Origin of the sequence: Pseudofrankia sp. EUN1h (assembly GCF_001854645.1) — a bacterium.
In the GTDB taxonomy this organism is placed as follows: Bacteria; Actinomycetota; Actinomycetes; order Frankiales; family Frankiaceae; genus Pseudofrankia; species Pseudofrankia saprophytica.
This window is the reverse complement of sequence record NZ_MBLN01000058.1, coordinates 74,384-88,761: the sequence shown is the minus strand read 5'-3', so window position 1 is coordinate 88,761 and position 14,378 is coordinate 74,384. Positions and strand designations below refer to the sequence as shown.

Sequence of the window (14,378 nt, the reverse complement as noted above, 5' to 3'; positions counted from 1 at the left end):
GGCCGGGCGGCTCGGAGGTCAGGCCGCCGGCGGCCGGGTGTCGGGTGCCGAGCCGGTCCAGGCGGCGGTCAGCTGGCGTTGGAACACCGGATGGCGGAACTCCCACACGTCGCCCGTCTGGCGCAGCACGCCGAGCGCCGTCGCGTCCTCCAGGACGGCCATCAGGTCGGCCGGCAGCCGCCTGCGCCGCGCGAGCCAGCAGCGGGCGAGCGTGTAGCGCCCCCAGGCGGTGAGGCCGAGCGTGCCGACGGCGCCGAAGCCGACGGCGGCCAGCGTGAGCGACCACCACGGCGGCCGGTCGAGGGTCCCGGTCGAGTCGACCGAGGTCACGTACAGCGTCACGAGCAGATAGCCCGCGACGAGCGGGACGGGTGTGCCGGCCAGCGTGTTCAGCCGGCAGCGGCGCCACACGGCGCGCGGCCCGTACCGCCGGGCGGTAGGCGCGGCACGCCGCGGCCGGGGCACGATCCGGGCGAAGCGCGCGTAGTCCTCCATCCGCGGGGCGCGTCCCGGCGCCGCCGCGGCCCGGTTCAGCGCCGCGCCAAGGGCGAAGGCCACCAGCAGGTAGGCGACGGCCAGCACCGGGGCATGAAATCCGAAGCCGTAGTACGTCGGGAGACCGGCCAGTGCCAGCTCGGCCGCGAGCAACGTCCACGGCACGGCCGACTGGATCTCCCACCAGGCGAGGCTGGTGGACCGCACCCTGGTATCCAGGTTGTGCGCCAGGAACGCCAACGCCCGCCGCCTGCCGTGCGGCGAGCCGCGACGGGCGCTCCCGCCGCCGGGGCTGTCGAGCTTCTGGCGCAGGTACGTACGTGCCAGGTGGTCCCGGATCGCGTCGAAGGTCGCGAACCGGTTCTCGTCGAGAAGCTCGCCCGGGCCGGTGCCGGCGTCGGCGTCGACGCTCTGATCGCCCGTCGCGTCCTCGTAGACGGCGCACGCCAGGGCCAGGGTCAGCGGCGTCGTCAACGCGCCCGCGACCGGGGACCGCGGCTGGCGCCGGGCGGCGGCGAGCACGGGCGCCCACCGCTCGCCCCGGTGGCCGTCGCCGGGCCCGGGAGCCCGCCCGGGCTGGGAGCCGACCAGACAGGCCGCGGCCTCGGCGAGGTCGAGCGGGCGGATCTCGACCGCCGCCGCGCCCCGCAGCCGGACCTCGCCGGCGCCGGAGCGCACCGCCGCCGCGAACGCCTCCGGCGTCGAGCTGACCACGATCCGGGCACCCTCGGCGAGCCACTCGTTGATCCGCGTGAGGGCCCGCGCGCGGACGGCGGGCGCGAGCTCCTCCAGCCCGTCGAGCAGCGGCATGATCTTCCCGCTGTCGACGAGCACACGCGCGCCGGAGATCTCCGCGTCGGTCGCGGCGAGCCAGGTGTGCCGCCGTCGCAGCTCGATCTCCAGCCAACCGCCGAGGTCGTGGCGATCGGGGTCCCAGGAGCCCAGCGGGAGCAGCACCGGGACGGGATCGGCCGGGAGCCGGGCGGCGGCCAGGTCGAGCGCGAGGCCGGCGAGCAGGGTCGTGCGGCCGGACCCCTCCCCGCCCAGGACGACGAGCCTGGCCGTCGGCACCGCGCGCAACGTGGCCACCAGATCGCGCCCCGTGCCGGCGAGGTCCGCCGGCCGCGCGGCCCAGCGGGCGGACGTAGCGACGTCCCAGCTCGCCGCCAGCCGCCGCAGCAGTGCCCACGGCTGGGTGAGCGAGGGGTCGGCGGCCCGCCAGCGCACCGCGAGCGGCGCCGCCGAGCCCGGTAGGGGCCGTCCGCGCAGGTCCGCCGCGACCTCGGCGGCCAGCCGGGTGGCCAGCGGGTCGTCGGCGTGGCGTGCCAGCCGCCGCTGCAGCTCGATGTGCCGGAACTGGTACACGGGGCCGACCTGGCGCAGCAGGCCGTCGGTCCGTTCCGCCGCGTCGGCGAGGAACGCGGCGAGGTCCCGGGGGAGCCGGCCCCGCCGGGCCAGCGAGCGCCGGACGACGGCGTACGGCACATACGCGGTCCTCCCGGCGGCGATGCCGAGGGCGCACGGCAATCCCACGACGACGGCGAACACCGTCACGACGCGCGCGGACCGGGCCGTGGAGCCGTGCGACCACCCGTAGGCCCACAGGGCGAACAGCAGGCCCACGCTCGCCACCCAGCCGAAGCCGTGGATCACGGCCAGCCACCGGAAGGCGCGCCGGTCGGCGGCCAGCGAGGGGCCCGGCCCGGCGCCCGGGCTCGCCGCGACGCCCTCGACCGCGCGGACACCGCGCAGGGCCCAGCTGACGAGGCCCACGACGAGACCGGCGGCGACCGCGGCGCCGGCCAGCTCACCGAGGCCGATCCCGGCGCGTGGCCGCGTCCCCGCCGCGATCGCAGGCAGCAGGGCACCGACGGCCCCGTACAGGCCGACGGCGGCCGGGCGCCGCCACCGCGGGCCACCGCGCGGCCGGGACCAGCCGATCCCGCGCGCCGGGGCCCGGGTGCCCCACGACCGCATCGCGCCGCCGTACCCGAACACGAGCCCGCTGACCGCGCCTCCCCACCCGGCCAGACCGGCCAGCAGGGTCGGGAACGGCCAGCCGAGGACCGGGGTGAAGTCGCGGTACGCGAGCCGGACCGCCAGGACGACGACCGCGAACACGACCACGGCGAGTGCCCAGAACACCCCGGCGGCCCGGAAGACCAGCCAGGTCCTGTCCGAGCGGGGCACGGCCGCGGCGAGCCGCCACCAGGCGATGTCCGGGCGGCGGCCGTGCGCGTGCTGCTGCTGCGCCGCGAGGAACGTCAGCCAGCTCTCGGCGCGCTCGGGCGTCCACCGGCGGCGGCGCGGCGTGCCCTCGCCCACGCCTGGGCGGTAGGCGGCGGGGATCGCCCCGTCGAGCAGGCGGCCGAGCACGGCCTGGCTCGTCGGGTAGAGATCGCGCCGAAGCAACTCGGCCGGCTGCGCGCCGCCGGCCACATCCCCGCCGGCCGGCGCATAGACCGCCCGCGCGAGGGTGAGCGCGAGCGGGGTGCGCAACGCCTCGACGGCCGGCGGCGGCGGGGTCTCGTCCAACGCGCGCAGGATCGGCTCCCAGCGGGGGTCGGCGCGCGGCCGCGGCGACGCGCCGCCCAGGAAGGCGGCGACGGCCGCGCGCCCGAGGGGACGAAGCTCGACGCCCGCCGCTCCCGTCAGCGGCGTTCCGGTCCCCCCGGGCGGATGGACGGCGTCCCGGAACTCGCGGGCGCGGGAGGTGAGGATGAGCTCCTGCCCGACGTCCACGTAGTGGCTGATCACCCCGAGCGCGCCACGCCGGTGGGCGGCCGGGATCTCGTCGAAGCCGTCGAGGAGCAGCAGGAGCAGCCCCTCGTCGAGCAGCCGCCGGGCGAGCCCGGGGTCGGAGCGCGCCCGCGGCGTCGCGTGGCCGGCGATCTGGCCGACCAGCCACGCGTCGAACGACGGCTGGATGTCCGGATCCCAGGACGAGACGCGCAGCAGCACCGGGACGGGCAGACCGCCGTCCTGCCGGCGGCGGCGCAGCAGGTCGAGCAGCGCGCGCAGCAGCAGGGTGGACTTGCCGGTGCCGGGCTCGCCGAGTACCACCAGCCTCCTGGTCGGTACCCGCCGCAGCACGGCGTCGAGGTCGTTGGGGCCGCCGGCGAGCTCGTGCGGCCCGGCCGCCCACGTCTCCGGCGCCGACCGCAGCACGGCGTCCTGGGCGAGGTTCCTCAGGTCGGCCCAGTCCTGGAACAGGTCGGGGTCGGCGGGTGCCCAGGTGACGGGCAGCAGGCCGGTGTTGAGGCCCAGCCGGCGGCTCTCGGCCCGCCAGGTCGTCTCGATCTCGACGGCGAGCTCGTCGCAGGCCGCGCGCAGCGGCCCGGTCCCGCCACCGGTACGCGCGGCGGTGGCCGGGGCGAGGGGTGGGGCCGGTCTCGCCGGCCACGGGCCGGGGAACTCCGGTGAGGCCTCCGGGCGGGTGCCGACGGGGGGACGGACCCCGAGGTGGGCCGGGCCCAGCCCGGATCCGCCCGGGAAGGCCGGCTCGTCGGCCGGTCGCGTTCGACCGGCCACGACTGCCGCGGCCTGGGCTCGCAACCGGGCCCGGCCGGCGTCGGCGGCGAGGCCGACCAGGCTGATCGGCGTCAGCGCGCGCAGCAGGCCCCGCGGCTGGCAGGGCGCCACCAGGATCGGGACCAGCCGGCGCTGTGCCCCGTCGGGATCCCGCGCGAGCGCCGCCTCGACGGCCGGGGGGAGGGGCTCGCGCAGGTACGCGGGCGAGAGCAGTGCGACGACGTGGGCGGCGTACTCGACGCCCAGGTCGAGGGTCACGGTCCAGCGCGAGCCCGGGACGTTGTCCCACGCCTCGACCAGCACCCGGTACCCTGCCTCTTCGAGCTGCCAGGCGACCCAGTTGGCCCACGCTTCGTCGTCGCACGCGTGGACGACGAAGAAGTCCCAGTACGGCTCTCCTGGGCTCACCACCGCATGATCCCATCCGGGCGGGCGCCATGCGGTCGGGGGCCGCGAGCCGGAGCCGGCAGTAACGGGCAGTCCGTCATCGTCGCCGCCGTCGACGACGACGGTGCTCAGGGCGTCGGGAAGAGCACCTCCATGACCTCGGCGAACGCGGGAACCAGCACCTCGGCGACCTGGCCGCGGCCCGCCGGGTTCAGCTTCCCGGCGATGCGCAGCAACACGTCGAGGTCGGCGCGCAGTTCGTCGACCACGACGGGCAGCAGGTCGACCACGTCGAACGCGAGCGACATCAGGTCGTCGTGCACGGGCCCGAGGACCTGGCCGCCCCTGTCGAGCTCCCCGGTGACGGCGAGCCTGTTCACCCGGGTCAGCAACCCGACGGCGGTCACGGCGTCGAGCCGCCCGCGGCTGACCACGAGCAGGTCCTCGACGGCGGTCACCGGGGGAGTGAAGCCGAGATGGGCCGCGACCGCGTGGTGATGGCGGGCCCAGTCGGCGACGGCCCAGACCAGCGCCGTCGCCGCGTGCCGGGGTCTGGGTTCCTCCAGGTGGGTCAGCTCGGTGAGCCATTCGTCCCGGTAGGGAGCGTAGGTCCAGACCCCGAGTTCGGCCGAGCATCGCCCGACGTCGTCGTAATAGGGCAGGGCGGCACGCAGCTCCCGTTGGATGCCGAAAAGCAACGAGTCCGCGGCGGACTGCCCGAACAGGTCGTTAAGTGTGCTTTTCGGCAGGCTGGACGGATCGCCCTTGGGGCCTAGTACCTCGCGTTGCCGCAGCCGCTGGCACGCGAGGCTCTCCGGTCCCGCGTCGCGCAGTCTGCGCTCCAGGGCGGCATCGAGCCGGCCGTAGAAACGGGCCCGGTTGTCCGACCGGTGCGCGGAACGACACCACTGAGTGGTGGCGGTCTGCCGCAGCTCCTCGATGAAGAAAATCGTCTCCCCCTTGACCAGGCGCACGCCAATGGACGCGGGGGATGCCGACATTGTACAGATCGGCCATCTTCCGTGGAAAGCGACACGACAACCCGAGAGTCGGATTCCGGCCTCAGGCGGTGGAGATGGCGCGCAGGACGTTCATGCGCGCCGCGCGCAGGGCGGGGAAGACGGCGGCGGCGACGCCGAGGATGCCGCCGAGGACGAGCACCACGACGATCGTGCCGGTCGGATAGGCGAAGCTCGTGATGCCCTGGCTCTTCAGCGCCGTCACCAGCGCCCAGCCGAGGAAGCTGCCGACGCCGACCCCGAGCGCCGCGCCGAACAGCGCGATCACCACCGACTCGAGGACGATGACGAGCCACATCTGCCCGCGGCGCAGGCCGACCGCGCGCAGCAGGCCGATCTCCCTGGTCCGCTCGATGACGGACAACGCCAGGGTGTTCACGATCCCGAACAGCGCGATGATGACGGCGAGCGCGAGCAGCACGTAGACCAGCCCGAGGATCTGGTCGACCTGCTTGGACTGCTCGGCGACGAACTCGGCCTGGTCGTTGACGGTCACGCCCGGAATCGCCTTCGCGGCCGCATCGATCGCGGACCGGACCGTGGCGGGATCCGCGTCCGGCCCTCGCTTGACCAGGACGAGGAAGTCGTCGTCGGTCGCCGCGTGCCTGGACCATTCGGTCTGGGTGATCAGCACGGAGGGGGCGATCTGGCCGGCGGTGAACGTCGCGGCAAGCGTCAGGGTCACCTGCCCGCCGGTGAAGGTGAGTTTCACCGGCGAGCCGACCCGGCCGCCGACCTTGGCCGCCGTGGCCGCCTCCATCGCCACCTGGCCCTCGCGCAGGTGGATGTCCCCGGAGGTCACCTTCAGCTTCATCAGGTCGCTGATCGTCGCCGGGTCGCCCGCCCAGACGTCGTTCGGGCTGCTCTGGTCGGCGAGGAGCGCCGCGCCGCCGCTGATCGCGGCGACCGTGACCCCCGGCTGTTTCGCGACGGCCTGGCCCAGCTGCGCGCTGAACGGTTCGAAGTTGGGCTTGAACACGAGGTAGTCGGCCCCGACGCTGCTCGCCACCGTGTCCCGCACCGACACCTTGATCGACTGGCCGAAGATGGCGAACGCGCTGACCAGCGCGAGGCCGATCATCAGCGCGGACGCGGTCGCGGCCGTCCGCCGCGGGTTGCGCATCGCGTTCTGCAGCCCGATCCGCCCGACCACGCCGAACAGTGCCGGCAGCGCGGCCCCGATGACGCGGGTGACCGGCCGGGCCAGCACCGGCGACAGCGCCGCGACCCCGAGGAAGATCGCCCCCGCGCCGACGCCGACGAGCGGGGTTCCCGACGAGCCGGGCCGCGACAGCCCGACGACGACGGCCCCGGCGCCGAGCAGAGCGCCGCTGACCCCGAGGAGCGCCCGCGCCCGCAGCGACCGGGTGGCGATGGTGTACGAGTCGCGCAGCGCGGCGATCGGCGGCACGGTCGCGGCCTTGTGGGCGGGCACGACGGCCGCGGCGGACGTGACCAGCACGCCCACCAGGTACGACACGACGGCGGTGCGCGGCAGCAGGACCGTGCCGCCGGCCGGCAGCTCGACGCCGAAGGCGCCCAGGGCGGACTGGAGCAGCGCCGCGAGCGCGACCCCGCACACCAGGCCGACCGTGGCCCCGAGGAACCCGATCAGCGCGGCCTCCACCTGCACCGAGACCTGCACCTGGCGGCGGCTCGCGCCGATCGCCCGCATCAGCGCCAGCTCCCGCACCCGTTGGGCGACCAGCATCGTGAACGTGTTGAAGATGATGAACGCGCCGACGAACACGGAGATCCCGGCGAAGATCAGCAGGGCGGTCGACAGGAACGCCAGCCCCTCGCGCACGGTGCTGGCGTTCTCGTCGGCGAGCTGTTGACCGGTGATCGCCTCGGCGCCGGCCGGCAGCCCCGCGGCGACCTGTTTCGCGAGCTCGTCCTGGGAGACGTCGTCCGACGCCAGGTAGATCGCGCTGAGGAAGTCGGGTCGCAGCATCGTGCGCTGGGCATCCGCCAGGGTGAAGGCGGTGACGGGGGAGCCGGCGAGGCTGTCCTGCCCGTTCATCCGGAACGTGCCGACGAGGGTGAACGCCTCGCCCTTGCCCACGTCGATCGTGATCTTCTGGTTGAGCTGGAACCCGTAGCGGTCGGCGGTGGCCTTGTCGATCGCGATCTCGCCGCCTGCCTGGGGGGCCCGGCCGGTGGCGATCTCCTGCACCGAGGTCGGCTGGCCGCCGGTCCAGTTGATCCCGATCCCCGGGGTGGTCGGCGTGGAGATCGAGTCGCCGGTCGCCGGATCGACAGGCGACGCGCTCCCCTTCACCTGGCCGACCACCGCCACGTTCGGGAACTTCGCCCGCAGCTGGTCGACGTACGACGCCGGCAGCGGGGGCCGGCCCACGTCGTTCGTCGGGTCGACCTTGTTCACGGCGCGCACGTCGACGCTGACATTGCGGGTGATCCCGGCGAACAGCGACGTGAACGTCGCGTTCAGCGTGTCGGTGAGCACCAGCGTGCCGGCGACGAAGCTGACGCCGGCGACGACGGCGAGCGCCGAGAGGAGCAGGCGCAGCTTGCGGGCGAGCAGGCTGCGCAGGGTCGCACGCAACATGCTCAGGTCCACCGGCCGGTCTCGTAGCCACCGGTCTCGTAGCGTCCGTCGTAGCGGTCCACCGCGTAGCCCTCCGGCCCGTCCTGGTCGCCGTGGTCGTCCTGCGCCCGGTAGCCGGCGCGGGGCGCGGGGCGCGGGCGGTAGACGTCGACGGGGTCTCCGTAGCCGTTCGGACCGCCGTACGACCCGGTGTCGTCGGGCGGGGGGCCGCCGCGCGGGTACCGGCCGTCCGGCTCCGCGCCGTACCCGCCCTGGCCGCGGCCGGCGTCCGGCGGGTAGCCCCCGGCCGGCGGACCGTAGCCCTTCTCGGCCGGATAGGGGCCGCGGTCGTCATAGCCGGGGTCGACCGGGCGGGAACCGTCGTCGCCGTAGTGCCTGCGCGCGTCCGGCGGGACCGGCGCGGGTGGGAGGTCGGCGTCGCCGCGGTACGGGGTACGCCAGGGCGGCTGCTCGCCCGTGGGCGGTCCCGGGGGCGGGTAGCCGGCGGTGTCCTCGCCGGCAGGGTAGCCGCCGACCGGCTCGCCGCCCGGGTAGGCGCCGTTCGGCTCGGCGACCGGATAGCCGCCGACCGGCTCGCCTGCCAGGTAGCCGCCACCCGGTGCGGCGGGCGGGTAACCGCCCGTGGCACGCCGCTGCGCCGCGGGGCCGCCGTCCGCGCGCCTGGGCACCAGGAACTCGTCGGTCTCGTCGACCGGGTACGGACCGGCGGCGCGGACCGGCGGCAGGCCGTCGTGGTCGCCACCCGGGCCGGGCCGGGCCGCGCCGCCGCGGCCGGCGCGCGCGGGCCCGGTGCCGCGCCGGTAGGTCGGGTCGGCGTACCCGCCAGCTCCGCCGGCTCCGGTGCCGCGCCGCCCCGAGGTGCCGGCGGGACCGGTGGGCACCCGGGCCGGGTTCGCGCCCGTCGGCTGCCGCCGTTCCCCGCCCGGGGGCGGCGCGGTGGGCCGGCGCCGCATCGGCGGCCGCTCGTCGTCCTCCCAGCCGTCGCGGGTGCCGCCGTCGCGCGCGCCGCCGGTGTCGCGACGAGCCGGAGCGCCGCCGCGGCCGGCCCCGCGCGGTGGGGCGGTGCCCCGGCGGGCCGGGCGGCCGCGGCCCGGCTGGTCCAGGTTCTTCATCCGGTCGAGCACCGCGTCCGCGGTCGGTTCGAGCATCGTGTCCACGATCCGGCCGTCCGCGAGGAAGATCACCTCATCGGCGTAGGAGGCGGCCTTCGGGTCGTGGGTGACCATCACCACCGTCTGCCCGAGCTCACGGACCGAGTCGCGCAGGAACGACAGGACCTCGGCGCCGGAGGCGCTGTCCAGGTTGCCGGTCGGCTCGTCGCCGAAGATGATGTCCGGCCGGGTGACCAGCGCCCGCGCGCAGGCGACCCGCTGCTGCTGGCCGCCGGACAGCTCGGTCGGCTTGTGGTTCAGCCGGGGCGCCAGGCCCACGGCGTCGACGACCAGCTGCATCCACTTCTTGTCCGGCCGGCGCCCGGCGATGTCGAGGGGCAGCGTGATGTTCTCCGCCGCGGTCAGCGTCGGCAGCAGGTTGAACTGCTGGAAGATGAAGCCGATGCGGTCGCGGCGCAGCTGGGTCAGCTGCCGGTCCGACAGGCGCGAGAGCTCCACGTCGCCGATGAACACCCGGCCGCCGCTGACCGTGTCGAGGCCGGCCAGGCAGTGCATCAGCGTCGACTTGCCCGAACCGGACGGCCCCATGATCGCCGTGAACCGGCCCCGGGGGAAGTCCAGGTCGATGCCGCGCAGCGCGGTGACCTCGGTGTCCCCGGAGCCGTAGACCTTCGTCAGCCGCTCCGCCCGGGCGGCCAGGCGCGGCCCACCCGAACGGCCCGCCGCGTTGTCGGCGGCCCGTCCGCGCACTGGGCTCATCGGTCTTCCTTTCGCGCGCCCTGGAGTTCGATGGCCGGCGCCGACCCGGCAGGGACCCCGGCCGGGCCGGGAGCGCCGCCGCGCCGCCAGGGTGTCGGACGCCTAGCTCGCCCGTTTGGTTGACCGGCCACCGGTTGGCCGGCCGTCGTCTGGCCGGTGGCCGCGTGGCGGGTCGGGGGTGTCCCGGTCACCCTCGGCCGCGGGCTGGCCACCAAGGCCGGCCCGGCCGGGGACGAACGATCGCAGACACGCCGCACCTACGCATCGTGCCTGATTCCCCTGGGCCGGCGGCGCCCGCCCGGCCCTGGCGACCGCTACCCTTCCGCCTCGCAGACGGCCGGGGCGGTGTCGTCGACCAGCGGAGCCTGGGGCAGCGGTGGCGGCGTTCCGCCGAACGCCGGGCAGCGGGACTGGTGGTCACACCAGCCGCACAGCTTGCTCGGCGTCGCCCGCCAGTCGCCGGTGCGGTGCGCCCGCGCGATCGCCGCCCACAGCGCCTGCACCCGCCGCTCGGTCGCCAGCAGGTCGTCGACGTCCGGGGTGACCCGCAGCCAGGTCCGGTCCCCCAGGTAGTACAGCCGCAGCTCCCTGGGCACCACACCCCGCGTCCGCCACAGCAGCAGCGCGTAGAAGCGCATCTGGAACAGCGCCGTGTTCTCGAACGCCGGGCCGGGGGAGCGCCCCGTCTTGTAGTCGACGACCCGCAGCGCCAGGCCGTCCGGCGTCGGCGCCTCGTCGAGCCGGTCGACGTAGCCGCGCAGCCGCAGCCCCGAGTCCAGCACGTGCTCCACGTAGAGCTCCCGCGCGGCCGGGGCGAGCCGGCGCGGGTCCTCCAGCGCGAAGTAGCCGGCGAGCAGCTCGCGCGCGGACGCCAGCCACGCGGTGAGCTCGTCCTCGTCCGCGAACATCGCCGCGACCTGCGGCTCGCGGGCCCGCAGGTCCGCCCACGCCCCCGGCAGCAGCTCGTCGGCCGCCGCCGGGGTACGCCCGGCGGCCGGCAGGTCGAACAGCCGCTCCAGGACGGTGTGCACCATCGTCCCCCGCGTCGCCGCCTGGCTCGGCGGCTCGGGCAGCCGGTCGACGACCCGGAACCGGTACTTCAGCGGGCAGCTGACGAAGTCCGCCGCCCGCGACGGCGACAGCGACCCGATGATCTGCGGCGGCTGCTCCGGCACGGCGGCCGTACTCGGCCCGCCCGTGGTGGGCTGCGCCGTCACGGGCTGCRCTGTCACGGGCTGCGCCGGCGCGGCCTCGGCCGTCGGGTCAGCGGCGGTGCTCATGGCCGCCACCTTAGGGCGCACCTGTGACAGTCCGTCCGCCGAGGTCCGCCCAGCCAGAAGGCGACCAGCCGCCCGCCCGGGCAGCGGCCGACCAGGTCCTCGGCATCCACGGGAACGGTCGGCGAGACCCGCCCGGGACCCGGCCGGGCCACGTCGGGCGGTTCACGCGGGGGCGGCGCCGGGCCATGCCGGGTGAGGATCGGATAAGAAACCGGGCGCTACTGGAAAAGGACGGAGGTTGAACCGGTGGATCGCCGGGGAGGCGGCCGTAGCATCGGTGATATGGCCGACCAGCCCGACGCAACGGGCCCGAACGCGCAGGCTTCCAGCACTCCGCCCGCGCAGCGCCCGCCGGGCTTCCGGATCGGGCGGATCCGCGGCGTCCCAATCTACGTCTCGCCGCTGGCGCTCGTCTTCGCGGTCCTCGTCGCCTCGATCGCGGCCGACTCGCAGCGGACCCGGCTCGACAGCGCGAGCGACTCGCTCATCCTGCTGCTGGCCACCATCACCGCGATCGGCTTCGTCGCCTCCATCCTGCTCCACGAGATCGGCCACGCCCTGGTCGCCGACCGGTTCGGTCTGCGGGTGCGTTCGGTCACCGTGCACGGCTTCGCCGGCTTCACCCAGCACGAGAAGGAGCCGCAGACAGCCGGCCGGCAGTTCCTGCTCTCCTTCTCGGGACCGTTCGTCAACGGCCTGATCTCAGGGCTGTGCTTCCTTGGCCTGCTGGGAGTCTCCTCGCACAGTTCGGTCGGCGTGGTGCTGCTCGACCTGGCGATCACGAACCTGGCGCTGTTCGTGTTCAACCTCGCCCCCGGCCTGCCGCTCGACGGCGGCGGGGTCGTCGTCGCCGCGGTCTGGGGCGTCACCCACAACAGGCTGCGCGGGCTGCGCGCGGGTGCCTACGGCGGCTTCCTGGTCGCCGCCGCCCTCGCGGCCTGGACGCTGCGCGGCCCGATCAACGGCTTCTACACCCTCTACATGCTGGCCCTCGCCGGGTTCATCGGCTTCGGTGCCTACCAGTCGCTGCGCGCCGCCGATCTGCGCGAGAAGCTGCCCGAGCTGCGCGCCGGCCGGCTGATCCGCAAGACGCTGCCGGTCGACGGGTCGGTGCCGCTCGCGGAGGCGCTGCGCCACGCCCAGCAGGCCGGCGCCACCGCCATCTCCGTCGTCGACGCCGCCGGCAACCCCAGCATGATCATGAACGGGGCGTCGGTGGACGCGATGCCCGAGCACCGCCGCCCGTGGGTGGGCATCTCCGAGGTCAGCAGGACCATCGAGCCGAGCATGATCCTCGACGCGGACCTGGGCGGCGAGGAGCTGCTCACCCACATCCAGCGTTACCCGGCGCCGGAGTATCTCGTCACCCAGAACGGCCGGCCCGTCGGCGTGCTCGTCATGGTCGACCTGGTCGCGCGCCTGGACCGGAACGCCGCCCAACGGATGGTGTCCCGCCGCTAGGGCTGGTCTCGGGGGCGCTGAGCGCTCTCGTGGAGGCGCGCCGCACCGCGAGCGGGGCCGCGTGGTCGGGGCGACGGCGGGGCGTCGCCAGCCGGTAACCTGCCGGGACGTCCCGGCCCGAACGGTCGTGGGCGCACAGACGCCACCACACCAGGCAGTACCGGAAGGGAACACGCACCCCGTGAGCGAGACCAGCGACGCCATCCTCGGCGCGGACGACCACGGCGAGGCGGGCGGACCGGCCGGAGCCGTCCTCGCCGCCGCCACCTACCGCCCCACGGGCGAGGCGGCGCGCCGACGGGGGCCGTTCGCGAAGGGGGACCGGGTCCAGCTCACCGACCCGAAGGGCCGCAAGCACACCGTCGTCCTCGAACCGGGCAAGCAGTTCCACACCCACCGCGGCGCGGTCGAGCACGACGCGCTCCTCGGCGCGCCCGAGGGGATCGTCGTCACCAGCACCGGCAACACGCCGTACCTGGCGCTGCGGCCGCTGCTGAGCGACTTCGTGCTCGCGATGCCCCGCGGCGCCGCCGTCGTCTACCCCAAGGACGCGGCGATGATCGTCGGCTACGGCGACGTCTTCCCCGGCGCCCGGGTGCTCGAGGCCGGCGTCGGCTCGGGCGCGTTGTCCTGCTCGCTGCTGCGCGCCGTCGGCGACGGCGGCCTGCTCGTCTCCTACGAGCGCCGGGCCGACTTCGCCGCGATCGCCCAGCGCAACATCGAGGCGTTCTTCGGCGGCCCGCACCCGGCGCACCGGCTACACGTCGGCGACCTCGCCGACGCGGACGAGACCGACATGGACCGCGTCGTGCTCGACATGCTCGCGCCCTGGGAGGTGCTGCCCACCGTGGCGCGGGCGCTGGTGCCCGGCGGGGTGCTGTGCGCCTACGTCGCGACCGCCACCCAGCTCTCGCGGACCGTCGAGGCGCTGCGCGAGCTCGGGCCGTTCGCCGAGCCCGCCGCGTTCGAGACCATGCTGCGCGACTGGCACCTCGACGGCCTCGCGGTGCGTCCCGAGCACCGGATGGTCGGCCACACCGGCTTCCTCGTCACCGCCCGCCGGCTCGCCGACGGCGTCACCGCCCCACCCCGCCGCCGCCGCCCCGCGAAGGGCGCCCTCCCCGAGCCCGACGCCCCCGCCCCCACCCCCGAGACCCCTACCCCCGGGACCTCCGCCCAGGAGACCCCGGACAGGGTGGCCGTGGAGGAGTGACGTTCAGCGGTGGGTGACCGTGCGGCGCGGAGGCGCGCCTCGCGGAGGCCCGGCCCACGAGCGAAGCGAAGTGGGTTGGGACGGAGCGAACCAGAGACAACCTTCTGGCCTGACCCGAACCTGACTGCCCACTTCGCTGCGCTTGTGGGCACACCCCCCGCCTCGGATGGCGGGGCGGGGAGYCGGCGGGCAGAGTGGGGACCCATGCGGCACCGGAGGCGGGCGTCAGGAACCCGGGCCGGCCTCCAGGGTGCCGTCGGGCCGCTCCACGTAGATGCAGTCGCCGGGGCACTCGTCGGCCGCGTCGATGACCGCGTCCACCAGTGTCAGCGGAATCACTACCCGGGCGCCCGGGTCGGTGAGCAGGTCGCCCCCGGTGGTCTTGACGTACGCCAGGYCGTCGATGTCGTGTTCGAACACGGATGGTGCCCGAGTGACGCACAGTCCGTCACCAGTGCAGGCACCCTGGTCGATCCGCACCCGAAGTCCGTTCGAGACACCCGAGTTCGAAGGAGTTGCCACGCGGCTCCGATCGTCTGTCACCATGRCACC

The 14,378-nt window shown here is 75.2% G+C and carries 8 protein-coding genes; 2 read left to right on the top strand and 6 right to left on the bottom strand.

Annotation, left to right across the window (positions count from 1 at the left end; genetic code table 11):
- Nucleotides 1–18: 18 nt before the first annotated feature.
- From BCD49_RS20650 to BCD49_RS20630, 5 genes are all read right to left on the bottom strand, one after another.
- A complete protein-coding gene (locus BCD49_RS20650) occupies nt 19–4,437 on the bottom strand; it encodes a toll/interleukin-1 receptor domain-containing protein (protein ID WP_007519179.1) in 4,419 nt (1,472 codons plus the stop codon).
- A 104-nt stretch (nt 4,438–4,541) separates the two neighbouring features.
- Nucleotides 4,542–5,414, bottom strand: coding sequence for a hypothetical protein (locus tag BCD49_RS45160; protein WP_007519180.1), 873 nt, complete (start codon nt 5,412–5,414; stop codon nt 4,542–4,544).
- 61 nt (nt 5,415–5,475) lie between these two features.
- The gene (locus BCD49_RS20640; RefSeq protein WP_007519181.1) at nt 5,476–8,001 is read right to left on the bottom strand and encodes an ABC transporter permease; all 2,526 of its coding nucleotides are present in this window, start codon (nt 7,999–8,001) and stop codon (nt 5,476–5,478) included.
- Between the two features lie 2 nt (nt 8,002–8,003).
- A complete protein-coding gene (locus tag BCD49_RS46430; RefSeq protein WP_442960515.1) occupies nt 8,004–9,872 on the bottom strand; it encodes an ATP-binding cassette domain-containing protein in 1,869 nt (622 codons plus the stop codon).
- Nucleotides 9,873–10,186: 314 nt separating this feature from the next.
- Entirely contained in the window at nt 10,187–11,152 is a 966-nt protein-coding gene (locus BCD49_RS20630) for a RecB family exonuclease (RefSeq protein ID WP_083401584.1), read from the bottom strand.
- 282 nt (nt 11,153–11,434) lie between these two features.
- On the opposite strand from BCD49_RS20630, the gene BCD49_RS20625 reads away from it, so the two are divergent.
- Together BCD49_RS20625 and BCD49_RS20620 are read left to right on the top strand one after the other, a co-directional pair.
- Nucleotides 11,435–12,613: a site-2 protease family protein gene (locus BCD49_RS20625; RefSeq protein ID WP_035924938.1), complete on the top strand. Its 1,179-nt coding sequence runs from the start codon at nt 11,435–11,437 to the stop codon at nt 12,611–12,613.
- A 181-nt stretch (nt 12,614–12,794) separates the two neighbouring features.
- A complete protein-coding gene (locus BCD49_RS20620; protein ID WP_007519501.1) occupies nt 12,795–13,826 on the top strand; it encodes a tRNA (adenine-N1)-methyltransferase in 1,032 nt (343 codons plus the stop codon).
- 225 nt (nt 13,827–14,051) lie between these two features.
- Here BCD49_RS20620 and BCD49_RS20615 read toward each other — a convergent pair whose 3' ends face one another.
- Nucleotides 14,052–14,348 carry a ferredoxin gene (locus BCD49_RS20615; protein WP_335341701.1) on the bottom strand — a complete coding sequence of 99 codons (297 nt, stop codon included), beginning with the start codon at nt 14,346–14,348 and terminating at the stop codon, nt 14,052–14,054.
- Nucleotides 14,349–14,378 lie beyond the last annotated feature (30 nt).

Bases quoted from the DNA above. Each gene is read 5' to 3' on its own strand.
- BCD49_RS45160 (WP_007519180.1), bottom strand. From the start codon at position 5,414: ATGTCGGCATCCCCCGCGTCCATTGGCGTGCGCCTGGTCAAGGGGGAG.
- BCD49_RS20640 (WP_007519181.1), bottom strand. From the start codon at position 8,001: ATGTTGCGTGCGACCCTGCGCAGCCTGCTCGCCCGCAAGCTGCGCCTG.
- BCD49_RS46430 (WP_442960515.1), bottom strand. From the start codon at position 9,872: ATGAGCCCAGTGCGCGGACGGGCCGCCGACAACGCGGCGGGCCGTTCG.
- BCD49_RS20625 (WP_035924938.1), top strand. From the start codon at position 11,435: ATGGCCGACCAGCCCGACGCAACGGGCCCGAACGCGCAGGCTTCCAGC.